The 23,929-nt window shown below is 43.0% G+C and carries 20 protein-coding genes; 13 read left to right on the top strand and 7 right to left on the bottom strand.

All coding sequences use genetic code 11. From position 1 onward, the window contains the following. Positions 1-5: 5 nt before the first annotated feature. A complete protein-coding gene (gene hutW / locus EL121_RS06510; RefSeq protein WP_039198532.1) occupies positions 6-1,823 on the top strand; it encodes a heme anaerobic degradation radical SAM methyltransferase ChuW/HutW in 1,818 nt (605 codons plus the stop codon). Then, on the top strand, positions 1,823-2,422 hold the full coding sequence (locus EL121_RS06505; RefSeq protein WP_039198530.1) for an NAD(P)-dependent oxidoreductase: 600 nt from the start codon (positions 1,823-1,825) through the stop codon (positions 2,420-2,422). The genes hutW and EL121_RS06505 overlap by 1 nt, the downstream gene beginning before the upstream one ends. Before the next feature lie 42 nt (positions 2,423-2,464). Here EL121_RS06505 and EL121_RS06500 read toward each other — a convergent pair whose 3' ends face one another. Continuing rightward, positions 2,465-3,007 (bottom strand): RBBP9/YdeN family alpha/beta hydrolase, encoded by a 543-nt coding sequence (locus EL121_RS06500; RefSeq protein WP_039198528.1) that lies wholly within the window; start codon positions 3,005-3,007, stop codon positions 2,465-2,467. 229 nt (positions 3,008-3,236) lie between these two features. Between EL121_RS06500 and yiaK the strand changes: the two genes are divergently transcribed. The 7 genes from yiaK (at position 3,237) to EL121_RS06465 (ending at position 10,467) form a co-directional block, all read left to right on the top strand. Next, positions 3,237-4,235, top strand: coding sequence for a 3-dehydro-L-gulonate 2-dehydrogenase (yiaK, locus tag EL121_RS06495; protein ID WP_039198525.1), 999 nt, complete (start codon positions 3,237-3,239; stop codon positions 4,233-4,235). 82 nt (positions 4,236-4,317) lie between these two features. Continuing rightward, the gene (locus tag EL121_RS06490; protein WP_039198522.1) at positions 4,318-4,779 is read left to right on the top strand and encodes a YhcH/YjgK/YiaL family protein; all 462 of its coding nucleotides are present in this window, start codon (positions 4,318-4,320) and stop codon (positions 4,777-4,779) included. A 40-nt stretch (positions 4,780-4,819) separates the two neighbouring features. Next, positions 4,820-5,302, top strand: a complete 483-nt coding sequence (locus EL121_RS06485) for a TRAP transporter small permease (RefSeq protein WP_039198520.1) — start codon at positions 4,820-4,822, stop codon at positions 5,300-5,302. Beyond that, positions 5,299-6,576 carry a TRAP transporter large permease subunit gene (locus EL121_RS06480; protein ID WP_039198518.1) on the top strand — a complete coding sequence of 426 codons (1,278 nt, stop codon included), beginning with the start codon at positions 5,299-5,301 and terminating at the stop codon, positions 6,574-6,576. Before EL121_RS06485 ends, EL121_RS06480 begins: the two co-directional genes overlap by 4 nt. A 222-nt stretch (positions 6,577-6,798) precedes the next feature. Continuing rightward, positions 6,799-7,785 carry a TRAP transporter substrate-binding protein gene (locus EL121_RS06475; RefSeq protein WP_039198515.1) on the top strand — a complete coding sequence of 329 codons (987 nt, stop codon included), beginning with the start codon at positions 6,799-6,801 and terminating at the stop codon, positions 7,783-7,785. Between the two features lie 115 nt (positions 7,786-7,900). Then, complete coding sequence (locus EL121_RS06470) at positions 7,901-8,887, top strand: TRAP transporter substrate-binding protein (RefSeq protein ID WP_039198513.1); 987 nt, start codon at positions 7,901-7,903, stop codon at positions 8,885-8,887. A gap of 122 nt (positions 8,888-9,009) precedes the next feature. Continuing rightward, on the top strand, positions 9,010-10,467 hold the full coding sequence (locus EL121_RS06465) for an FGGY-family carbohydrate kinase (RefSeq protein WP_039198511.1): 1,458 nt from the start codon (positions 9,010-9,012) through the stop codon (positions 10,465-10,467). 69 nt (positions 10,468-10,536) lie between these two features. Here EL121_RS06465 and mioC read toward each other — a convergent pair whose 3' ends face one another. From mioC to ydiJ, 5 genes are all read right to left on the bottom strand, one after another. Then, positions 10,537-10,980, bottom strand: coding sequence for an FMN-binding protein MioC (gene mioC / locus EL121_RS06460; RefSeq protein WP_039198509.1), 444 nt, complete (start codon positions 10,978-10,980; stop codon positions 10,537-10,539). 120 nt (positions 10,981-11,100) lie between these two features. Beyond that, positions 11,101-12,459 carry a tRNA uridine-5-carboxymethylaminomethyl(34) synthesis GTPase MnmE gene (gene mnmE, locus EL121_RS06455; protein ID WP_039198507.1) on the bottom strand — a complete coding sequence of 453 codons (1,359 nt, stop codon included), beginning with the start codon at positions 12,457-12,459 and terminating at the stop codon, positions 11,101-11,103. A gap of 138 nt (positions 12,460-12,597) precedes the next feature. After that, positions 12,598-14,226 (bottom strand): membrane protein insertase YidC, encoded by a 1,629-nt coding sequence (yidC, locus tag EL121_RS06450; protein WP_039198506.1) that lies wholly within the window; start codon positions 14,224-14,226, stop codon positions 12,598-12,600. A gap of 153 nt (positions 14,227-14,379) precedes the next feature. Then, on the bottom strand, positions 14,380-14,805 hold the full coding sequence (locus EL121_RS06445; protein WP_039198504.1) for a hotdog fold thioesterase: 426 nt from the start codon (positions 14,803-14,805) through the stop codon (positions 14,380-14,382). 124 nt (positions 14,806-14,929) lie between these two features. Further along, complete coding sequence (gene ydiJ / locus EL121_RS06440; protein ID WP_039198502.1) at positions 14,930-18,019, bottom strand: D-2-hydroxyglutarate dehydrogenase YdiJ; 3,090 nt, start codon at positions 18,017-18,019, stop codon at positions 14,930-14,932. A 424-nt stretch (positions 18,020-18,443) separates the two neighbouring features. On the opposite strand from ydiJ, the gene ompA (EL121_RS06435) reads away from it, so the two are divergent. Beyond that, a complete protein-coding gene (gene ompA, locus EL121_RS06435; RefSeq protein ID WP_039198500.1) occupies positions 18,444-19,571 on the top strand; it encodes a porin OmpA in 1,128 nt (375 codons plus the stop codon). Between the two features lie 285 nt (positions 19,572-19,856). Then, the gene (ompA, locus tag EL121_RS06430) at positions 19,857-20,984 is read left to right on the top strand and encodes a porin OmpA (RefSeq protein WP_039198498.1); all 1,128 of its coding nucleotides are present in this window, start codon (positions 19,857-19,859) and stop codon (positions 20,982-20,984) included. 110 nt (positions 20,985-21,094) lie between these two features. Here ompA (EL121_RS06430) and tpx read toward each other — a convergent pair whose 3' ends face one another. Beyond that, positions 21,095-21,595 carry a thiol peroxidase gene (gene tpx / locus EL121_RS06425; protein ID WP_039198495.1) on the bottom strand — a complete coding sequence of 167 codons (501 nt, stop codon included), beginning with the start codon at positions 21,593-21,595 and terminating at the stop codon, positions 21,095-21,097. 132 nt (positions 21,596-21,727) lie between these two features. On the opposite strand from tpx, the gene EL121_RS06420 reads away from it, so the two are divergent. Together EL121_RS06420 and EL121_RS06415 are read left to right on the top strand one after the other, a co-directional pair. Then, complete coding sequence (locus tag EL121_RS06420) at positions 21,728-22,453, top strand: 1-acylglycerol-3-phosphate O-acyltransferase (RefSeq protein ID WP_039198492.1); 726 nt, start codon at positions 21,728-21,730, stop codon at positions 22,451-22,453. A 7-nt stretch (positions 22,454-22,460) separates the two neighbouring features. Beyond that, positions 22,461-23,876, top strand: coding sequence for a multicopper oxidase domain-containing protein (locus EL121_RS06415; RefSeq protein WP_039198490.1), 1,416 nt, complete (start codon positions 22,461-22,463; stop codon positions 23,874-23,876). Positions 23,877-23,929 lie beyond the last annotated feature (53 nt).

Raw genomic sequence — 23,929 nt, 5'->3', positions numbered from 1 at the left:
TGATTATGATTACAACAACAAATTGGCAGGCAACCCAAGCTGCTCCAAAAGCATTCCCTGAACGCCAGGCGTTAATGCCGATTTGGGGCGGTGAAGCGGTACCGCAAGAAGAATGGCAGAACGTATGGGGGCAAGCTGCTATTCATGCACTCAAAGAAGACGGTTTGGCGTATTTCCATATTCCTTTTTGTGCCAGTCATTGTATTTTCTGTGGTTTTTACCGCAATGCGTGGAAACAAGACTATAGCAAAATCTATACCGATAAACTGATTGAAGAGTTAGCGTACGAAGCAAGTATCCGCCAAGGTAACGGTAAAATCAAAGCGGTTTATTTCGGTGGCGGAACGCCAACCGCATTGGATACCGAAGATCTAGTACGCTTAATCAAAGCCTGCTACCAATATTTACCGCTGGCTAATGATTGCGAATTTACGATTGAAGGTCGTATTAGTCATTTTGATATTGAAAAGGCTCGTGCTTGCGTAGCCGCCGGCGTGAATCGTATTTCAATCGGTATTCAAACCTTTAACTCAAAAATTCGTAAACGTTTAGGACGTAAACATAGCGGCGAGGAAGCTTACGAATACCTCAAAGCCTTGTGTGAATTGGATGCGGTTGTTGTTGCTGATTTGATTTTCGGTTTACCAAATCAAACGGACGAAGTTTGGGCAAATGATATTCAAGTGGCAAGTAGCCTACCGTTATCGGGTTTGGATATTTATGCGTTTAATAATTATCCGTTTTTACCGATTAATAAAATGATTGAACACGGTTCTCTGCCTGCCGCCGCAAGTTTTGAGGTACAAGCGCAACATTACGCCTATGCGGTAGAGAATTTACAAAAAGCCGGTTGGCAACAAGTAAGTAATAACCACTTTGCTTTCCCGAATCGAGGGGAACGAAACCGTTATAACACGTTAGTTAAATCCAATATGCCGTGCCTTGCTTTCGGCTCCGGTGCAGGCGGTAATTTCGACGGTTATAGCTTCCAAGTGCATTCCACATTACAAACTTATTTAGACACACCGGCAGATAAAAAAGCGCTGTCGTTTTTAAGTAAACACGGCGCAAATAAGCCGTTACTTGGTGTCGTGCAACACGATTTAGAACTGGGTTATCTGGATATTAAGTTATTTAAACATAACCCGAAAGCAATGAAATTGCTGATGCAATGGCAGCAATTATCTTTATTAAACATTGATCAAGAAGGCTTCGCTCGCTTGAATATTAGCGGCCGATATTGGTCACCGACCTTGATCCGCAAATTAATGCTCACGCTACCCACAGAAGATAAAAAGGAGAACAGCATGGTTAAATTAAGTGAAGAACAATTAAGCGAGTTACGCCAATCACTTGCCGAAAATCCGGGACAAATTTTAGAAATGGTTGCCGGTATGAAACAATGCAGCTTAGAAGAAGTGATTAGCTGCTTACCGGCGGAAATGGTCACAAAAACGGACGGCGCACGTTTTGTGGAAATTATGCAAGCGTTAGCAACGCTAGAAGATGCGGTGACCTTTATTGCACACACGCCGGATGCAGTGGTTGAGGTCACCGGCAAGCTACCAAGCGGTCAAATCGGCAGAGGTTTTTACAACTTCGATCACGCTCAGGAAGGCGGCGTACACGGTCACCTACGTTATGAAAACTGTGCGGCGATTTATTTACTTGAACGTCCGTTTATGGGCAAACATACCGTATCACTTAACTTTATTAACCATCAAGGCGGCGCAATGTTTAAAATCTTTGTCGGACGTGATGAGGCTCGCAATTTACGTCAAAACCAAATCGATTTTATGCGTCAATTAATCAAGGGTGAATAATGATTTTATTATTTGGAGCCAACGGCTTAGCCGGACGCGCATTACTGGCGGCGGCTGATCAGCCAATCGTCTCGGTGCTGCGCCAACCTTCGGCAGATCCGTTTTTTGCGGATCGCCAAACAGCGGTTGCCGATGTAATGTCACCAGAAGCCTGTGAAGCGGTGATGCAGCAATATTCGCCAAAAGTGGTGATCAGCTATATCGGTGGCAAAAAAGACGGTGTGCGTAGCGATGCTGTCGGCAATATCAATATTATTCGTGCCATGCTGAAATATGCACCTGCCGCTCGTTTTATTTTTATTACCAGTATGGGTTGCGGTGAACAGTGGTTATTCTTGCCTGAGCCGGTAAAACAAGTGCTGGGTGAAGCGCTACAAGAAAAAACACAGGCGGAAAACTTACTGCGTGAAAGCTCGCTAAATTGGACAATTCTCCGCCCGTGCGGGCTGAATACCACGGAAGGCGAAACCTTCCGTTTAATTGAAAGTGCGGCTGAACTGCCCGGCAGTTATATGAGCCGTAAAGCATTAGCCAATGCGGTGTTGTCCGTGCTTAACAATGAAGACACAAACCATAAAATCTTTTCAGTCTGTGCCTAACTTCACACTCCTCTCACTTTGGCACAAGCCGCCCGCTTGTGCCTATTTCAAAATTTGTTTTAAGAGTTCCAATAAAATCGGTAATTCGGTTATTCCGTCTCGATCAATAAAATGCCCGCCCTGCGCCAAGCGAATATAATCCGCTTGTAAATATTGCGCCAATCTGTCGCTGAATAAATGCGGCACAATCTCATCATCTAAGGCAGAAATCACATAAGATTTTGTCGGCAAACAAGCGGTCTGATTTGCGTAAAAAGTTGCAAATGAATCCAGCTCCGGCAAAGTCGGCAATTTTTCATAAAAGCCGGAAACAAAAATTGCGGTATTCACTTTTTGTTGTGTCGCCGCCAGATAATTCAGTAACGCAATACAGCCCAAGCTATGCCCGATCAACACCGTCTCTTCATTTAATTTCAGTGTATTTTTATGATGTTCCAACCACGCTTGCGGATTCGGGTTATTGGCATCCGGCATTGCCAAACACTCACACTCAACCCCCAATTTTTCCAATGCTTGTTTTAACCACGGAAACCAATTTCGGCTCGGATTCGCCGTATAACCATGAGTTACATATACTTTTTTCATTATTTATCCTTTTTACTTGTCATTGCGAAAACGTTTGCTTTGTACTTAATTTAGCCCAAAAAATTGACTTTGGAAAGTGAGATCTCTGTCACAAATTGACAAAAAATTTTATAACTGATTGATTATAAAGAACTTTTATTTTTCTCATTTAATTGACTTCCTTAGTGGCGAAGCGTAACTTATGAAACACCATTTTACTATTTGAAACGACATAAATTAGAGGTGTCCAATGAGAGTTTCTTATCAAGATTTAAAAGCTGAATTTAAACGTGTTTTATTGGCTCGTAACGTACGTGAAGAAATTGCCGAAGAATGTGCAACCGTATTTGCCGATACCACTCAGGCGGGTGCGTATTCACACGGGGTAAACCGCTTCCCACGTTTTATTCAGCAGTTGGAAAACGGTGATATTGTACCGGAAGCTGTTCCGACTAAAGTGCTTTCATTGGGTGCAATCGAGCAATGGGACGCTCATCAAGCCATCGGTAACCTCACTGCGAAAAAAATGATGGATAGAGCGATGGAACTCGCTTCACAAAACGGTATCGGTGTGGTGGCGTTGCGTAATGCAAACCACTGGATGCGTGGCGGTTCTTATGGCTGGCAAGCAGCGGAAAAAGGCTATATCGGTATCTGCTGGACCAATGCGTTAGCGGTAATGCCGCCTTGGGGGGCAAAAGAATGCCGTGTCGGTACTAACCCGTTAATTGTTGCCGTACCGACCACGCCAATCACAATGGTGGATATGTCTTGCTCAATGTATTCCTACGGAATGTTAGAAGTTCACCGCTTACAAGGTCGCCAAACCTTTGTCGATGCCGGTTTCGATGATGACGGCAACCCAACTCGTGATCCGGCAACCGTTGAGAAAAACCGCCGCTTAATGCCGATGGGATTCTGGAAAGGTTCGGGCCTATCAATCGTGTTAGATATGATCGCTACTCTACTTTCTAACGGTGAATCCACCTGTTCGGTAACCGAAGATAAAGATGATGAATACTGTGTTTCACAGGTGTTTATCGCGATTGAAGTGGATCGTTTAATCGATGGCAAAACCAAAGACGAAAAACTTAACCGCATTATGGATTATGTAAAAACCGCCGAGCCGGCGGATCCGAATGTGCCGGTACGTTTACCGGGACACGAGTTTACCACCATTCTTGCCGATAACATCGCAAACGGTATTCCGGTTGATGAAACCGTATGGGCGAAATTGAAATCGTTGTAAATGACATAACTCTCTCCCCTTGCGGGAGAGAGGAACTAATACAAGCGGTCAAATTCTTTAAACATTTTACGAGGAACAAACGATGTTTTTCGGACACATTTCAAACTACAACCCAAAGCAATATCCGGAAGCGATCCAATACGCATTGCGTTATTTAAAAAACACCGACTTTGATGCGATGGAGACGGGTGTTTACGAACTGAAAGGTAGAGATATTTACGTCCAAGTATTGGATTTGGAAACCAAAGACATTTCAGCATTCCAACCCGAAGTTCACCGTAATTACTTAGATGTGCAATATCTTCACAAAGGTAAAGAGAAAATGGCTTTTGCGGTGGATAACGGTAACAATCCGATTCACACCGCTTACTTGCCGGAACGAGATATTCAGTATTATCAAGCGGTCGAAAATGAGCAAATTTTTACCTGTGAAACCGGTAATTTTGCCGTGTTTTTCCCGGAAGATTGCCATAGAACAGCGATTTTTAATGGCACTGAAACGATTAGGAAAGTGGTCGTTAAGATTGCAATGACAGAAATCTAGCCAAGGGCGTAAGCCTTAGGATCAAATCAAGGAGCAAAAGATGAAACCCATCGCTCAATTTGTTGGAAAAGCGATTGAAGCCTTTGCCGTGATTATTTTATCGGCAATGTCAATTTTGGTTTTTCTCAATGTAGTGCTGCGTTACGGCTTTAACAGCAGTATCAATGTGACCGAAGAAGTTTCTCGCTATATGTTCGTTTGGCTCGCCTTTTTAGGTGCGGTATTGGCATTTAGCGAGAACCAACACGTTAGCGTCACCGTACTCACTGAGAAACTCTCGCCAATCGGTCGTAACGTTTTAAAACTATTTACCGATGCGGCGATGTTATTCTGCTGTTATCTCATCGTGGACGGCAGCTGGATTCAATTCCAACTCAACCTCAACAACCTCGCCCCGATTTCAGGTTTACCGCAAGGGATTACCTTCCTCGCCAGCGTGGTTGCAGGTGTGTTAATCGGTATTTTGATTATTGCAAGAATGGTGGCAAATTTGACCGCTTTAGTTAAGGGAGAAGTGCAATGACCGTCGTAATTTTCCTTGCCGTATTACTTGGCGCAATTATTTTAGGTGTGCCGGTTGCCTTTGCATTACTGATTTGCGGTGTGGCGTTAATGCTTCACTTAGATTTATTTGATGCGCAAATTCTTGCTCAACAACTTGTTAGCGGTGCAGACAGCTTCTCGTTAATGGCGATTCCGTTCTTTATTCTCGCCGGTGAAATTATGAATGAGGGCGGACTTTCCAAACGTATTATCGACTTACCGATGAAATTAGTCGGTCATAAACGCGGCGGCTTAGGCTTTGTGGCAATTCTTGCCGCAATGATTATGGCGAGCCTTTCCGGTTCGGCGGTCGCAGATACTGCAGCAGTAGCAGCGATGTTATTACCGATGATGAAAACCACCGGCTACCCGATTGACCGCTCAGCCGGTTTAATCGGTACCGCAGGTATTATCGCACCGATTATTCCGCCAAGCATTCCGTTTATCGTATTTGGGGTAGCAAGTGGCGTATCTATCACTAAATTATTCTTAGCGGGGATTTTCCCCGGCATTATGATGGGTATCTGTTTAGCCGCACTCTGGTGGTGGCAAGCCAAACGCCTTGATTTAATGACCTTCTCAAAAGCGACTAAACAAGAACTTTGTATTTCATTTAAAAACAGTATTTGGGCGTTAATGTTGCCGGTGATTATTATCGGTGGTTTCCGTTCAGGTATGTTCACCCCAACCGAAGCCGGTGCGGTAGCAACTTTCTATGCGTTAGTGGTTTCACTGTTCGTTTATCGTGAATTGAAATTCAAAGACCTCTACAAAGTGATTTTAGCGGCGGCCAAAACCACTGCAGTGGTAATGTTCTTAGTCGCAGCGGCAAACGTAACCGGCTGGTTAATTACCGTGGCGGAATTACCGACTATGTTAACCGAATTGCTTGAGCCGTTAATCGAAAGCCCGACAACGTTATTATTAGTGGTGATGTTAGCGGTATTCGTGATCGGTATGGTGATGGATTTAACTCCAACCGTTTTAATCTTAACCCCGGTGTTAATGCCGTTAATTGAAGAAGCGGGAATCGACCCGGTTTACTTCGGTGTGTTATTTATTCTTAACACCTCAATCGGCTTAATTACTCCACCGGTCGGTAATGTATTAAACGTAATTACCGGCGTGTCAAAACTGCCGTTTGACCAAGCGGCAAAAGGCATTATGCCGTATCTATTTATGATGATTGGTTTATTATTGCTCTTCGTATTCGTACCGGATTTAATTTTAGTACCGTTAAGCTGGATGCAGTAACAAACATTACTCTCTCCCGTTTACGGGAGAGAGACAGCCAGTGAAGCGTTCAGCGAACTGGCAGAGAGAGGGAATATAAGCGGTAATTTTTCATAAATGTTTGCATTGAATATAGTTTCCCCTCTCCCTGAAAAAATCGCTATACGCTATTTTTTCTGTCCCTCTCCCACAAGGGGAGAGGGTAATAAAGCAACAAATTCCCAACCTACTTAGGAGACCCCTATGAAATTTTTTAATCTAAAAACTTTATCAGCTTTCGTTGCCAGCGCAGTGGCATTTTCAGGTGTAGCAAATGCGGAAATCTCGCTTCGTTTCGGTTATGAAGCACCACGTTCCGACAGCCAACACGTTGCGGCGAAAAAATTTGATGAATTATTAAAAGACAAAACCAAAGGGGAAATTAAACTTAAATTGTTCCCGGACAGCACATTAGGTAATGCACAAACCATGATCAGCGGTGTGCGTGGCGGTACGATTGATATTGAAATGTCAGGTTCACCGAACTTCACCGGTTTAGAACCGAAATTAAACGTGATTGATATCCCGTTTATCTTTAAAGATCGTGAACACGTTTACAAAGTGTTAGACGGGGAAATCGGTCAAGGTTTATTACAAGACCTTGAAAAACAAGGCTTAAAAGGCTTGGCGTTCTGGGATGTCGGCTTCCGTGCCTTCTCTAACTCAAAACATGCCGTCAATAAACCGGAAGATATTAAAGGCTTAAAAGTCCGTACCAACCAAAACCCAATGTACATTAAAGCATTCAGCTTATTGGGCGGCAACCCGGTACCGATGCCGCTTTCCGAACTTTATACCGCACTTGAAACCCGTGCGGTGGATGCACAAGAACATCCAATCGGTATTTTCTGGTCGGCAAAATTATATGAAGTGCAAAAACATTTAAGCTTAACCAACCACGGCTACACACCATTAATCGTCGTGATGAACAAAGCTAAATTTGACGGCTTAACACCGGAATTGCAAAAAGCGGTGTTAGACGCAGCAAAAGAAGCGGGTCAATTCCAGCGTGATCTCAACGTGAAAAACGAAAAAGACATTATCGAAAAACTTCGCAAAGCCGGTGTAGAAGTGATCGAACAAGTAGATAACGCACCGTTTAAAGCGGCAATTGAAGCGGAAGTTCGTAAAGACTTTATCGAAAAACACGGCAAAGAATTAGTCGAAAAAGTAGATGCCCTAGCTAAATAAGCCATGACAAGCGGTTTGATTTGCAAAATTTTTTGTAAATCAGACCGCTTGTTCTTCTCTCCCTCAAGGGGAGAGGGTGTATAGGAAACTGCTTAGTACCTTCTTGGAGAACGTTATGAAATGTTTTAATCTTAAAGCACTTGCGACATTGGTTGCGAGTTTCTCTTTATTTAGCGGCGTTCAGGCGGCGGAGACCACTTTCCGTTTCGGTTATGAAGCGCCACGTTCCGACAGCCAACATATTGCCGCCAAAAAATTTAACGAGTTATTACAACAAAAATCCAATAAAGGATTAAAACTGAGCTTGTTCCCCGACAGCACGCTCGGTAATGCGCAAACGGCAATTAGCGGTGTACGTGGCGGTACGATTGATTTAGCGATGTCCAGCTCATCAAACTTCACAGGGCTTGCCTCCGAATTAAACGTGATTGATATTCCGTTTATTTTTAAAGATCGCAGCCACGCCTACCAAGTGTTAGACGGTGAAATCGGACAAACACTGTTGGCAAAACTCGAAGCACACGGCTTAAAAGGTTTAGCGTTCTGGGAAGTGGGCTTCCGTGGCTTTACCAACTCCAAACATCCGGTGGCCAAACCGGAAGATATTAAAGGTTTGAAAGTTCGCACCAACCAAAACCCGATGTATATCAAAGCGTTTTCTATTTTAGGCGCAAATCCGGTGCCGATGCCGCTTTCCGAGCTTTATACCGCATTAGAAACCAAAGCGGTAGATGCGCAAGAACACCCTATCGGCATTGTATGGTCGGCAAAGCTGTATGAAGTGCAAAAATATTTCAGCCCGACCAATCACGGCTATACACCGTTGATTGTGGTGATAAACAAAGCCAAATTCGATGCACTGCCGGCAGAGCAACAAAAAGCACTTAGTGAAGCTGCACTTGAAGCGGGCAAATATCAACGCCAACTCAATTTAGATAATGAACAAGGCATTATCGAGAAAATGAAAAAAGCCGGCGTAGAATTTGTCGAAACACTAGATACCGCACCATTTAAAGCGGCGGTTGAAGGCGAAACTCGCAAAGCCTTTATTGAAAAAAATGGCGACAGCCTTATCAAACAAATTGATGCGTTAGCGAAATAAGCTATTACAAGCGGTCTGATTTGCAAAATTTTTCGCAAAAATGACCGCTTGTAACAATTAGGATAAAAAACATAGCAATGATGGGAGGCTCTCTTTCACCTCTCGAATAATTGGAGCAAAAAATGAACTACTACCTAGGCATAGACTGTGGCGGTACTTTTGTCAAAGCCGCACTTTTTGACCAAACCGGTGAGTTACACGGTATTCATCGTGAGAATGTGGCGGTTATCAGCGAACAGGCGGGCTATGCCGAGCGAGATATGCAACAACTCTGGCAAGTGTGTGCCGAGGTAGTACGTCAAACTATTGCAAAAAGTGGGATAAATCCGACCGCTATCAAAGGGGTGGGCATTTCGGCACAAGGCAAAGGCGCATTTTTACTTGATCAGCAAAACCAACCGCTTGGCAGAGCGATTTTGTCTTCTGACCAACGTTCTCTATCGATTGTGAAACAGTGGCAGGCGGACGGTATTCCGGAAAAACTTTATCCGCTTACTCGTCAAACATTATGGACCGGACACCCTGTTTCGATTTTGCGTTGGGTACAAGACAATGAGCCGGAACGTTATGCGCAAATCGGCTCGGTACTGATGTCACACGACTATTTACGTTTCTGTCTAACCGGCAAATTATTTGCCGAAGAAACCAATATTTCCGAAAGCAATCTCTACAATATGGCAACCGGCGAATATGACCAAACGCTTGCCGATTTACTCGGTTTGCAAAATATTTTAGAAAAGCTACCGCCTGTGATTAAGCCAAATCAAATTGCCGGCTATGTCACCGAATCAGCAGCCGAACTCACCGGCTTAGCATCGGGAACGCCGGTAGTTGGCGGTTTGTTTGATGTGGTTTCAACTGCACGTTGTGCAGATTTGGACGACGAAACGAAACTGAATGCGGTATTAGGTACGTGGTCTGTTGTTAGCGGTATTACTGATAATCTTGACCCGACTCAAACCTTGCCGTTTGTTTACGGTCGCTATGCGGAAAAAGGCAAATTTATCGTCCACGAAGCCAGCCCGACTTCTGCCGGCAATTTGGAATGGTTTGTGAAACAATGGAAATTGGATTATGCGGAAATTAATCAGCAGGTGGCGAGTTTACCGCCGGCAGCCAGTTCCGTGTTATTTGTGCCGTTTTTATACGGCTCGAATGCCGGCTTAGGTATGCAAGCGGGCTTCTACGGCTTGCAAGCGCACCATAGCCAAGCGCATTTATTACAGGCAATTTATGAAGGCGTGCTGTTTAGTCTTATGCACCACCTCAACCGTATGAAGCAACGTTTCCCAAATGCAAATGTATTACGTGTAACCGGTGGACCGAGCAAATCACCGATTTGGCTGCAAATGCTCGCCGATTTAACCGGTATGCAATTGGAAATTCCGCAGGTGGAAGAAACAGGCTGTTTAGGCGCAGCATTAATGGCAATGCAAGGCACCGGTGCAGAGATTTCACAAGTACAAGCATTGAAAACAGAAATGTTAAAAGTGCAACCGAATCCGGCAAATTTCGTAGCCTATCAACAAAAATATCAGCGTTATCAACAGCTCACCGAAGCGTTAAAAGCAATGCTTTAAGCGTAAAAAAGCAGTCGGAATCTGCAAATTTTTTGCAAATTCCGACCGCTTGTCATTTCAAACTGTTCGTTATAACTGCTCAACAAAACTTGGCAGCCATTCTTCTGCGGTGCCGTCGTGGTCAAAATTATTTGCCACATCAATGCGAACCGATTCGCATACCCGTTTCGCACCTTTTGCGGTCAAGCTGTTTTCAACGATATCCACCGAATGGCAGAATGTGTCGTAATCGGTACTGCCTAAACCGACCACACCGAATTTCATACCGCTGAGATCTAAATCGCTTGCCGTCAGTTCGTCAAATAACGGTTTGATATTATCCGGCAACTCACCTGCGCCATGGGTTGAAGTCACCACAATTAAATGCGCTTGCTGCTGAATATCCGCCAAGGTTGCTTGGTTGAATAATTCCACTTCAAAATCTTGCGCCTTTAAACAGCTTTCAAGATGGTCGGCAACGTATTCCGCACCGCCTAATGTACTACCTGTAATAATGCAAATTGATTTAGTCATAATGTTCTCGAGTAAGAATGAAAATTAAGCCATTGTAACCAATAATGAATGGAGAGCAAGCAGTCATTTTCTTGAAATTTTTTGCAAAATTTTGGTGAAAAGCAACCGCTTGTTTCATGATTACTTACCGATACAGAATGAGCTGAAGATATTACCCAACAGATCATCCGAGGTAAATTGACCGGTAATTTCGCTTAACGCATTTTGTACCATACGCAATTCTTCTGCGAGTAATTCGCCGGCAAAAAATTGGGTTAATTGGATATGACCGCGTTCCAAATGCTCTGCCGCGGTTTCCAATGCTTGTAAGTGACGGCGGCGAGCTAAGAAGCCACCTTCAGTCGAGCTTTGGTAACCCATGGATTTTTTGAGATGTTCACGCAGTAAATCCACACCCACTTTGGTTTGTGCCGATAAACGAATCAAAGTAAAGCCATCCAACTCTTGTAAGCCTTCAGCCTCGCCCGATAAATCTACTTTGTTACGAATCACGGTAACCGGAATGTTTTGCGGTAATTTGGCTAAAAAGTCCGCCCATTCAGTCTTAAATGCTTCGGCCGTTTGTTCGGTGCTGTCGATCATCAATAAAACATGATCCGCCTGTTCGATCTCATCCCAAGCACGTTGGATGCCGATTTTCTCAACCTCATCGCTCGCTTCACGTAAACCGGCGGTATCAATAATATGTAACGGCATACCGTCAATATGAATATGCTCACGCAATACGTCACGGGTGGTACCGGCGATATTGGTCACAATCGCCGCTTCTCTGCCCGCTAAAGCGTTTAACAGGCTTGATTTACCAGCATTCGGGCGACCGGCAATCACCACTTTCATCCCTTCACGTAAAATCGCACCTTGTTTCGCTTCTTTGCGTACGCCGTTAAGTTGGCGAATAATATCGTTTAAATGCCCTTCGATTTTACCGTCAGCTAAAAAGTCAATTTCTTCATCGGGAAAATCAATCGCCGCTTCCACGTAGGTACGCAGATAAATGACCGAATCAACTAGCTGATTAATCTTATTAGAGAACTCGCCTTGTAGCGATTTTAATGCCGAACGTGCCGCCTGTTCGCTGGTCGCATCAATTAAATCGGCAATCGCTTCCGCTTGTGCAAGGTCGAGTTTATCGTTTAAAAACGCTTGTTCGGAAAACTCACCGGCACGGGCAATACGCACGCCTTTAACCGCTAAAATGCGTTTCAGTAAAATATCTAAGATGACTTGGCCGCCATGCCCTTGCAGTTCTAACACGTCTTCACCGGTAAACGAATTCGGCGCTTTAAAGAACAATGCAATGCCTTGGTCTAACACCGTGCCGTCTTGATCTTTAAACGGCAAATAGTTGGCAAGACGGGGGTTTAGCTCTTTGCCCAGCACTTCTTTTGCCACCTCTTGAGCCAATGGCCCCGAGATGCGTAAAATGCCCACGCCCCCACGACCAATCGGGGTTGCCTGGGCGACAATCGTATCTTTCATTTGGTATCCTTTTCTATTAAAGAAGCGGTCGTTTTTGCAAAAAAATTTGCAAATCGGACCGCTTGTCGTTGCTTTATCATACCATAAAAACAAAAAAGCACCGTTGGCGGACAGTGCTTTTTTAGTTAAAACGCTCGTTTATTTTTTACGAGAGTGTAAACCTTTTTTCTCAAGGTTACGGTAAATCAACCATTGTTGTGCAATCGTGATTAAGTTTGAAGTTAACCAGTAAAGCACTAAGCCTGATGGGAACCAGAGGAAGAATACCGTGAATAAAACCGGCATGAAAGTCATCACTTTTTGTTGTACCGGATCTGCCACTGGTGTCGGCGACATTTTTTGTAACAAGAACATCGAACCACCCATTAATAATGGAAGAATGTAGTACGGGTCTTGTGCCGATAAGTCTTGAATCCAGCCGAAGAACGGTGCGTGACGAAGTTCTACCGCTTCCATAAACGTCCAATATAATGCGATGAAAATCGGCATTTGGATAAGAATCGGTAAACAGCCGCCCATTGGATTTACTTTCTCATCTTTATAGAGCTTCATCATTTCTTGGCTCATACGTTGACGATCATCACCGAAACGCTCACGCATTTCTTGGATTTTCGGCTGTAACATACGCATTTTCGCCATAGAAGTGTATTGCGCTTTGGTTAACGGATAAAGAATCGTTTTAACCACAAGCGTTACACCGATAATCGCTAAGCCCCAGTTAGTCACTATGCTTTGAATGAAAGTCAGTAACGCAAATAACGGTTTTGCAATAAACCACGCCCAACCGTAATCTACGGTTAAATCAAGGTTTGCTGCAGTTGCTTCCATCTCTTTTTGATCTTTCGGACCGGTCCATAATTGACTGGTAATCGTCGCTTCGCTGTTTGGCGCCACTTCTGTTACCGGACCACGGTAGCCGATAGTCGCAATACCGTTGCTAGTACGAGAGTAAAGTGAGTTTTGAGCATCTTGATTCGGAACCCAAGCAGAAACGAAGTAGTGTTGTAATACCGCAACCCAACCGGCTTTCGTATCAATGTTTAAATTCGCTTTTGCCATTTCATCGAAACTATATTTTTTATAGTTGGTTTCCGATGAAGAATACGCACCACCGGTATAAGTTGGCATGGTTAAGTTACCAGAGCTTTCTACTAAGGTATGTTTTAACTGACCGTAAGGCTGAACTTCGATTGCTTGCGCAGATTGGTTTTTCACATTGAAGTTCACCGCAACATCATAGCTACCACGTTTTAACACGAAAGTTTTAGTGTAAAGCACACCGTCTTTTTCAAACGTCATCGGCACACTGATTTCATTTTGACCTTCAGCTAATACAAATGCGTCTTGCGCAACTTGGTATTGCGGACGACCTGTATTGGTATCAATACCGTTTTTACCCACTAAACCACTCTGAGCAACATAAGTTGTTGCACCGGTTTGTAATAATTTAAATGGTGTTTCAGAATTTAATTCCGCATTATGCGCTAATAAATCCGAAGCAATCACATCGCCACCTAAAGTGTCGATGGTTAAACGTAATACATCACTTTGGATAGTGATGGTTTTACCTTGGGTTGCATTCTCCGCAATAACGGTATTTGCGTTAGATGCAGCAGGCACATCGCCTGATTGTGATGCAACTTGAGCTTGTTGTTGTGCTTGTTTTTGCGCCTGAATTTCAGGGTTAAAATCTTGTTGCCACTGAGTGAATACAAGGAAAGACACCAATAACAGCCCCAGTACCAGTAAACTACGATTTGAATTCATGTTGAGTTTCTCTTGGGTTAAGGACAGATAAAAAGAAAGGCATTTTATAATAGGTTGGCACTAGATCCAACCGCCTTTTGCGAATAGCGGTCGGATTTATCAAGAATTTTGCAAAAAGTTGATCAAAGTCGACCGCTTATATTTGATAAGAAACTAACGTTTATCTAAGGTTTTGGTTGAAAGACGAGCCACGGCGCAAAGATTGCCTTGTTCGTCTTTAATGTCGATATTCCACACCTGCACTTCACGCCCTAATTTAAGCGGTGTTGCACGTGCAATCGCCTTTGTGCCAGCCGGCACAGATTTTAAATGGCTGATATTCAGTTCCATTCCGACCGCAATTTGATGCGCTTCACACACCATTAACGCACCGGCATTGGCAGTGGTTTCCGCTAAAGCGGCTGACACGCCGCCATGCAATACGCCGAACGGTTGTTGGGTACGCTCATCCACCATAAGCTGCGCTTCAATCCAATCTTCACCGATTGCGGTAAATTCGATACCTAAATGCGCTACCGCCGATTTTTGGCTAAGTGCGTTTAATTGTTCACAAGTTGCAGTTTGCTTCCAAATAGTCATTATGTTTCCTTTATGAAAAATCTTTAGTCTTCTTTATAAAAGAAGATATGAATAAAAAGTCGCGATCTCTATTGCCTTCAATATAGATCCCCCTCTTTAGTAAAGAGGGGTTAGGGGAGATTTACTACACCACCTCAAGCAATGCCTGAATCGGGTGTTTAACCGAATAATGCTCAAAACGTTTTACTTGCGAACGGCAGGAATAGCCGGTAGCGAGGCAACGCTCAAGCGGTTTATTTTTCAATTTAATTTGCCACGATTGCTGATAAATCGCTTTCGACATTTCAAGGTGTTTGGTTTCGTGTCCAAACGTACCCGCCATGCCGCAACAACCGACATTTTCATTCACTAGCTGTTCACCGAAATGAGAGAAAATCGCTTGCCACTCTTTCTGCGCATTCGGCAATTCGGTCGTTTCGGTACAGTGTGCGAATAAATGCCAGCTCAAGCGGTCAAAATTTACTGATTTTTTGCAATGTTCCAGTTCACCGGCTTGAATCACATCTCGTAGCCATTCGTGAGCCAGTTGCACTTTGAAATCACCGCGCGCTGCTTTTAAGATATCACGATATTCGTCACGGTAAACTAAGGTCAGAGCAGGATCTACCGCCACCATCGGTAAGCCGAGTTGAGCGACACGATTGAGAAATTCCGCCTGATTGCGTGCAGTTTTAGCAAACTTACTTAAAAAACCCTTGATATGTTGCGCCTTACCGCTCGGTTTAAACGGTAATACCACCGGACGGAAACCAAGTTTTTGTAATAACTGTACAAAATCCGCCACCACTTTCGCATCATAGAACGAAGTGAACGGGTCTTGTACTACTAACACTGTTTTGCAAAATTCCGCTGATTTTTGACCGCTTGCTTGTGCCTCCAAAGCCTCTAAGGTTACACCCTGATAGCCAATCTCAACTAATTGCTGTTGTAAATTCGGTACGGAAAGTGCCGGTAAATACGTCATTCCGATCGTTTTATTCGCTACACTTTCCGCTAATTTTGAGCTGCTGAAAAAGTTAAAAAACTTCGGTGCTTTCGCCATCATTGGTGCGACAAATTCCAGATTGGAAACCAGATAATCTTTTGCCGGACGCAAATAACGGCTATGGTACAACTCATTAAACTGCGATCTGAAAGTCGGTACGTCAATTTTGATCGGACACTGGCTGGCACAGGCTTTACAGGCAAGGCAAGTGTCCATTGCCGCTTTTACTTCGTGCGAAAAATCGTATTCTTTCTGTTTATTCAGCGTGTTGCGAATTTTTGCAACAAAATCGGTTAATTTGACCGCTTGTTTACGCGATTTAAAGATCAAATCGTCCGGCGATACGTTTTGTTCGGCAAGTAATCTGAGCCATTCTCGAATCAAAGTCGCACGCCCTTTCGGTGAATAAAGGCGGTTACCCGATACTTTCATTGATGGACACATCGTACTATGTACATCAAAGTTAAAGCACAGCCCGTTACCGTTACAGTTCATCGCCCCTTTAAATTCTTCACGCACTTGAATTGGAATTTGGCGATCAAAATCGGCACGCATTGATGAGTCGATCGGGTAAAGTGCCGCATTGTTCTCCAACGGAGTACAGATTTTGCCCGGATTCAAGCGATTTTGCGGGTCAAACAACTGTTTGATATAACGTAATTCTCTCCATAATTTTTCACCAAAGAATTTCTCGCCATACACCGAACGCATACCTTTGCCGTGCTCACCCCAAATCAAACCGCCGTATTTAGCGGTGAGTTCGACCACTTGATCGGAAATCGCTTTAAATTTTTGTACTTGCGCGCGGTCGGTTAAATCTAATGCAGGGCGAACGTGTAGCACACCGGCATCCACGTGACCGAACATACCGTATTCCAAACCGTGATCATCTAATAATTGGCGGAACTCAGCGATGTAATCGGCAAGATGCTCCGGCGGTACGCAAGTGTCTTCCACAAACGCAATCGGCTTCGCCCAGCCTTTAGCATTACCCAATAAACCGACTGCTTTTTTACGCATCGCATAAATTTTTTCGATAGAGGCAATATCGTTGCAAATTTGATAGCCGATAATACCGCTGGTTGAATCCGCCAGTTTTTCATCTAACGCTTTAATTAAGTCAGCCACTTGTTGTTCGATTAACGTCTGATCGCTACCGGCATATTCCACAATATTAATACCGAGAATCGGGTTATTCGGATCTTCGGTCAATAAATCAGACACCGAATGCCAGATAATGTCCTGTTTCGCCAAATTCAGCACTTTAGAATCGACCGTTTCAACCGACAGTGCATTGGCTTTCAGCATAAACGGTGCTGAACGTAATGCCGCATCAAACGAATGATATTTAATATTAATTAGGGTACGGAATTTCGGCAGCGGCAATAAATTGAGTTTCGCTTCGCAAATAAAAGCAAGCGAGCCTTCCGAGCCGGTTAAAATACGAGTCAGATTGAATTCACTCTCGTCTATATTAAACACATTTTTTAAATCGTAACCGGTTAAAAAGCGATTGAGTTGCGGCAACTCGGCAAGAACGGTCGGACGTAACTCACGACAACGCCTAAAAATTTCACGGTGGAGCTGTTTACCGGTAGCAGTTAAGCCCAAGCGGTCGATTTCTGCAAAAAAATCGCAAGATTTAACCGCTTGTGTTTCTAACACTTCGCCGTTCATCAATACCGATTTGATCGCTAAAACATGATCGGAAGTTTTGCCGTATTGCAGTGAGCCCTGCCCGGAAGCGTCGGTGTTAATCATACCGCCTAAGGTCGCGCGGTTACTGGTGGAAAGTTCAGGAGAGAAAAATAAGCCGTGCGGTTTTAAGAATTGATTAAGCTGATCTTTAACCACTCCGGCTTGCACCCGCACCCAACGTTCTTCTACATTTAATTCGAGGATTTGATTCAGATGGCGAGAGAGATCGATAATAATATTGTTATTCAGCGATTGCCCGTTCGTGCCGGTACCACCGCCACGAGGGGTAAAAGTCAGATGTTGAAAATGCGGACGTTGTGCCAATTTCGTTAGAATCACCACATCCGAAACCGATTTAGGAAATAAAATCGCCTGCGGAAGTTGCTGATAAACACTATTATCTGTCGCTAAAGAAAGGCGGTCAGCATAATTAGAAGCAATATCACCGCTAAAATGTTGATATTTGAGCTCGTCTAAAAACTGTATAACCGTTTTATTAAGCTCCGGTATTTTTGATAATTGTGGAAGCATATTGATTATTATAGGAATATAAATTCGAGGTAAACCGATATTAACAAGATTTGTGAATATTGAAAATGAAAGTGAAGAAAACAAGTTGAATGATTGAATTTATTACATATTAACCATTAAATAAACAGTTCTATACATTTTCTTACACTTTTGAGGGGGCTGGGTTATTGATTTTGTGAATTTGAACTCCGATAATAGACACATTCTTGCTCGTTTGATTAGAGAACAAGAATATGTTGTATAGGAATATTGCAACTTTATTTTGGCAAAAAGACAAATTTTTGTTGTACTTTTGTTCAGTATCCTAGAAAATTAACTATCTTTCTTCTCTAATGAGGTGGAAGCATATAAGTTAAACTTTAGTACCGGGCGGTATTGAAGTTATTTATTTTTTTAATCGATGACAATCTAGAGGATCATCAAAATGAAAAAATCATTAGTTGCGTTAGCAGTATTATCTGCTGCAGCAGTAGCTCAAGCAGCTCCACAACAAAACACTTTCTACGCTGGTGCTAAAGCAGGTTGGGCAACACTTCACGAAGGTGTTCGTCAATTCAACCAAAAATATGAAAATGATGCTCGTTACCAAAATGGTACAACAGATGCAGGTATCAACCGCAACTCTGTAACTTACGGTGTATTCGGTGGTTACCAAATCTTAAACCAAAACAACTTTGGTTTAGCAGCTGAATTAGGTTACGATTTCTACGGTCGTGCTCGTGGTAACCAAGATGAAGGTAAACACACTACATACCGTCACTCTGCTCACGGTTTAAACTTAGCATTAAAACCAAGCTACGAAGTATTACCTAACTTAGACGTTTACGGTAAAGTTGGTGTTGCAGTTGTTCGTAACGACTACAAATTCTCAGAAGTAAATACAGGTAAAGACGAAGCTGAAAAATACCACAAATTAAAAGCATCTACAATTTTAGGTGCTGGTGTTGAATACGCAATTACTCCAGAATTAGCAGCTCGTGTTGAATATCAATACTTAAACAAAGCGGGTAACTTAAACAAAGCTATCGAGCGTACAGGTAATGGTGCGAAAAACCCAGTTGACCAATATGCTCCAGATATCCACTCTGTATCTGCAGGTTTAAGCTACCGTTTCGGTCAAGGTGCTGCTCCAGTTGAAGCGGCTCCAGAAGTTGTAACTAAAAACTTCGCGTTCAGCTCTGACGTATTATTCGCTTTCGGTAAATCTAACTTAAAACCAGCGGCAGCAGCAGCTTTAGATGCAGCTAACACTGAAATCGCTAACTTAGGTTTAGCAACTCCTGCTATCCAAGTTAACGGCTACACAGACCGTATCGGTAAAGAAGCTGCAAACTTAAAACTTTCTCAACGTCGTGCTGAAACTGTAGCTAACTACTTAGTTTCTAAAGGTCAAAATGCGGCTAACGTAACTGCTGTAGGTTACGGTGAAGCAAACCCTGTAACTGGCGCTACATGTGACGCCGTTAAAGGTCGTAAAGCGTTAATCGCTTGTTTAGCTCCTGACCGTCGTGTTGAAGTTCAAGTTCAAGGTTCTAAAAACGTAACTATGTAATTTAGTTCGTTCTTTATTACTAAAGAATAGAAAAACGCCCGCAGAAATGTGGGCGTTTTTTATTATCTGATAGAACTAAAAGCTGCAACTCTTTATAGCAAACCTTTATCTATCTGAAGGAAATAGCGGTTTTATTGTATTTTTAGCTCATAATTTGATAAAATGAAATAGTAATAGCAGTTTTCTTTCTTGCACAGTGAGAAAGAAAGTAACAAAACTGATATTCATAATCCCCTTGAAAGGGGATTTTAATAGATGACGATAAAAATTTAGAGGATTATCAAAATGAAAAAATCATTAGTTGCGTTAGCAGTATTATCTGCTACAGCAGTAGCTCAAGCAGCTCCACAACAAAACACTTTCTACGCTGGTGCTAAAGCAGGTTGGGCAACACTTCACGAAGGTGTTCGTCAATTCAACCAAAAATATGAAAATGATGCTCGTTACCAAAATGGTACAACAGATGCAGGTATCAACCGCAACTCTGTAACTTACGGTGTATTCGGTGGTTACCAAATCTTAAACCAAAACAACTTTGGTTTAGCAGCTGAATTAGGTTACGATTTCTACGGTCGTGCTCGTGGTAACCAAGATGAAGGTAAACACACTACATACCGTCACTCTGCTCACGGTTTAAACTTAGCATTAAAACCAAGCTACGAAGTATTACCTAACTTAGACGTTTACGGTAAAGTTGGTGTTGCAGTTGTTCGTAACGACTACAAATTCTCAGAAGTAAATACAGGTAAAGACGAAGCTGAAAAATACCACAAATTAAAAGCATCTACAATTTTAGGTGCTGGTGTTGAATACGCAATTACTCCAGAATTAGCAGCTCGTGTTGAATATCAATACTTAAACAAAGCGGGTAACTTAAACAAAGCTATCGAGCGTACAGGTAATGGTGCGAAAAACCCAGTTGACCAATATGCTCCAGATATCCACTCTGTATCTGCAGGTTTAAGCTACCGTTTCGGTCAAGGTGCTGCTCCAGTTGAAGCGGCTCCAGAAGTTGTAACTAAAAACTTCGCGTTCAGCTCTGACGTATTATTCGCTTTCGGTAAATCTAACTTAAAACCAGCGGCAGCAGCAGCTTTAGATGCAGCTAACACTGAAATCGCTAACTTAGGTTTAGCAACTCCTGCTATCCAAGTTAACGGCTACACAGACCGTATCGGTAAAGAAGCTGCAAACTTAAAACTTTCTCAACGTCGTGCTGAAACTGTAGCTAACTACTTAGTTTCTAAAGGTCAAAATGCGGCTAACGTAACTGCTGTAGGTTACGGTGAAGCAAACCCTGTAACTGGCGCTACATGTGACGCCGTTAAAGGTCGTAAAGCGTTAATCGCTTGTTTAGCTCCTGACCGTCGTGTTGAAGTTCAAGTTCAAGGTTCTAAAAATGTAACTATGTAATAGTTATTTTGCATTAATACTAAAAAAGCCCACGCTTTGATGCGTGGGCTTTTTTGTCGACAAGCGGTCATTTTTGCTAAATTTTTTGCAAATTCTACCGCTTGTTAAGATTACGCTAAAACGGCTAATGCTGCTTCGTAATTCGGTTCATTTTTGATTTCGGAAACTAATTCGCTGTGTAATACACGATTATTTTCATCTAATACAATTACCGAACGAGAAGTTAAACCGGCTAAGGGTGCGCTCTGGATATCAACACCAAGTTGTTGATGAACCTCTTTATTACGGAAAGTAGAAAGCGTTTGCACATTTTCAATACCTTCCGCACCGCAAAAACGCGCTTGCGCAAAAGGTAAATCCGCAGAAATACATAAAACAACCGTATTTGTTAAATCCGCCGCTTTTTGGTTAAACACACGTACTGAAGTCGCACATACACCGGTATCAATACTTGGGAAAATATTTAACACTTTGCGTTTACCGGCAAAATCCGCCAAAGAAACATTCTCTAAACTGTTATTCACTAATGTAAAATTCTCAACGGTTTCGCCCGCTTGTGGAAAGTTACCCGCTACATCAATCGGGTTACCCATTAATGTTACCTTGCTCATATCAAACTCCTATCATTGGTTAAAAGCCAACCTAATATATCGACTTTTAATTGCCGTTTAAACCTTTTAATAAAATAAGTAAATTTTGTTATACTGCGTGCAATAAAATGTTGATTTTTTGAAGGGCTTATTATGCTAAAACTCGCTCGTATTCTTGCAGTCGCGGTGACTGCGATTATTATTTCTATTATTGGTACGGTGTACGCTTTTATCCGTTTCCGTCATCCTAGCACGGTCGGCATCGTAGCTAGAATGTATGCGTCGATGCACAAACTGGTCGGCTTGAAAGTGATTTATCGTCCACGTCCGGAATTTTCTCAACCGGCAATTTATATCGCTAACCATCAAAATAACTACGATATGCTTACTATTGCCGGTATCGTGCCACCACGTACCGTCACGATCGGTAAAAAAAGCCTGATTTGGATTCCGTTTTTCGGTTTAGTGTATTGGGCAACCGGCAATATTTTTATTAATCGAGAAAAACGTAGTAGCGCAATTAGCACGATGAATAAAGTGGGTGAAATTATTCGTGAGCGTCAAATTTCCATTTGGATGTTCCCAGAAGGCACTCGTAGCCGAGGCCGTGGCTTATTACCTTTCAAGACCGGCGCATTTCATACCGCAATCGCAGCGGGCGTGCCGATTGTGCCGATTGTGTGTTCTTCGTTACATAATAAAGTTGATCTCAATCGTTGGAACAACGGTACTGTTATCTGCGAAAGTTTAGAACCGATTGATACGACCGGTTACAATCGTGACAATATCAAAGAATTGATTGAAAAATGCCATAGCATTATGGCAGCTAAAATAGCTGATTTAGATGCTGAAATTGCAGCGTTAGATGCCAAGAAATAAGCACATAATGAAACAAAATCTGACTCGAAGACAACTACTCAAACGCTCCGCATTAGCCGGAGCGATGCTTTCTGCACCCAACACACTTTTTGCCGTAGAACGCCAGCCATTACGCATTCCACCGATTATTGAAGTGGGACGAGGTCGCCCTGTTCGTTTGGATTTACGTCCGGCGCAAACACAATTTAATAAAGGAAAATTGGTGGATGTTTGGGGCGTTAATGGGCAATACCTTGCGCCGACTGTCCGAGTAAAATCGGATAATTTTGTCAAATTAACTTATGTGAATAATCTACCACAGCAGGTTTCCATCAATATTCAGGGGCTATTAGCACCGACTGAAATGATCGGTTCGGCACACCGTAAATTAGCGCCGAAAAGCAGTTGGTCACCGATTCTTTCCATCCATCAACCCGCGTGTACCTGCTGGTATCACGCTGACACTATGCTAAATTCTGCATTTCAGCTGTATAGAGGCTTGGCTGGACTTTGGATTATTGAAGATGCCAATAGTAAAACGGCATCACTACCCAATAAATATGGAGTGAACGATATTCCATTGGTCTTGCAAGACCAGCACATTAATAAAGACGGCATTCAGTTACTCGATCTGAATCAGAAGCAATTCTTTGGCAAACGTTTATTTGTTAACGGACAAGAATCGGCTTATCACAACGTGGCACGAGGCTGGGTACGCCTACGTATTGTTAATGCTTCCTTATCGCGAGCTTATGAGCTACGTTTAGATAATGATAAGCCGTTACACGTGATAGCAACCGGAATGGGAATGCTTGCCGAGCCGGTGGAAATGCCTAGCGTCACGCTTGCTCCTTCCGCTCGTATTGAAGTGTTAGTCGACCTCAATGACGGCAAAACCGTCTCACTAATAAGCGGTCAAAAACGGGATATTTTTTACAAAGCGAAAAGCCTATTCGCCGATAATAACGATTTAGTGGACAATGTCATTTTAGAATTGCGCCCCGAAGGTATGGCATCGGTATTCACCACCAAACCTTCATTACCGGTTTTCGATTTAGATTCGTTCCAACTGAAAATCACTCAGGAACGCCGTATCGCATTACGCCCGTTAGATCGTTTAATTAACCAACAGCGATTTGACCCTAAACGTATCGACTTTACCATTAAGCAAGGCAGCGTGGAGCGCTGGTATATTACCAGCAACGAAGCGGTTGGTTTTACCCTACAAGGTGCAAAATTTATTGTCGAAACCAGAGATCGTAAACGTGAACCGCATAAACAGCTAGCTTGGCAAGATACCGTTTGGTTGGAGAAAGACCAAGAAGTCACCTTATTGGTTCGCTTTGACCATCTTGCTTCTGACCAACTACCGTTCACCTTTGGTGTTTCCGACTTTATGTTAAGAGACCGAGGAGCAATGGGACAATTTACCGTTGAGGAATAAGCGGTCGGATCTGTTGTGAAAATTGCAAATTTTTGCAAAAAAACACCGCTTTT

This window comes from Actinobacillus equuli, assembly GCF_900636745.1.
GTDB classification, from domain to species: Bacteria; Pseudomonadota; Gammaproteobacteria; order Enterobacterales; family Pasteurellaceae; genus Actinobacillus; species Actinobacillus equuli.
This window is presented reverse-complemented; position numbering and strand designations above follow the sequence as displayed.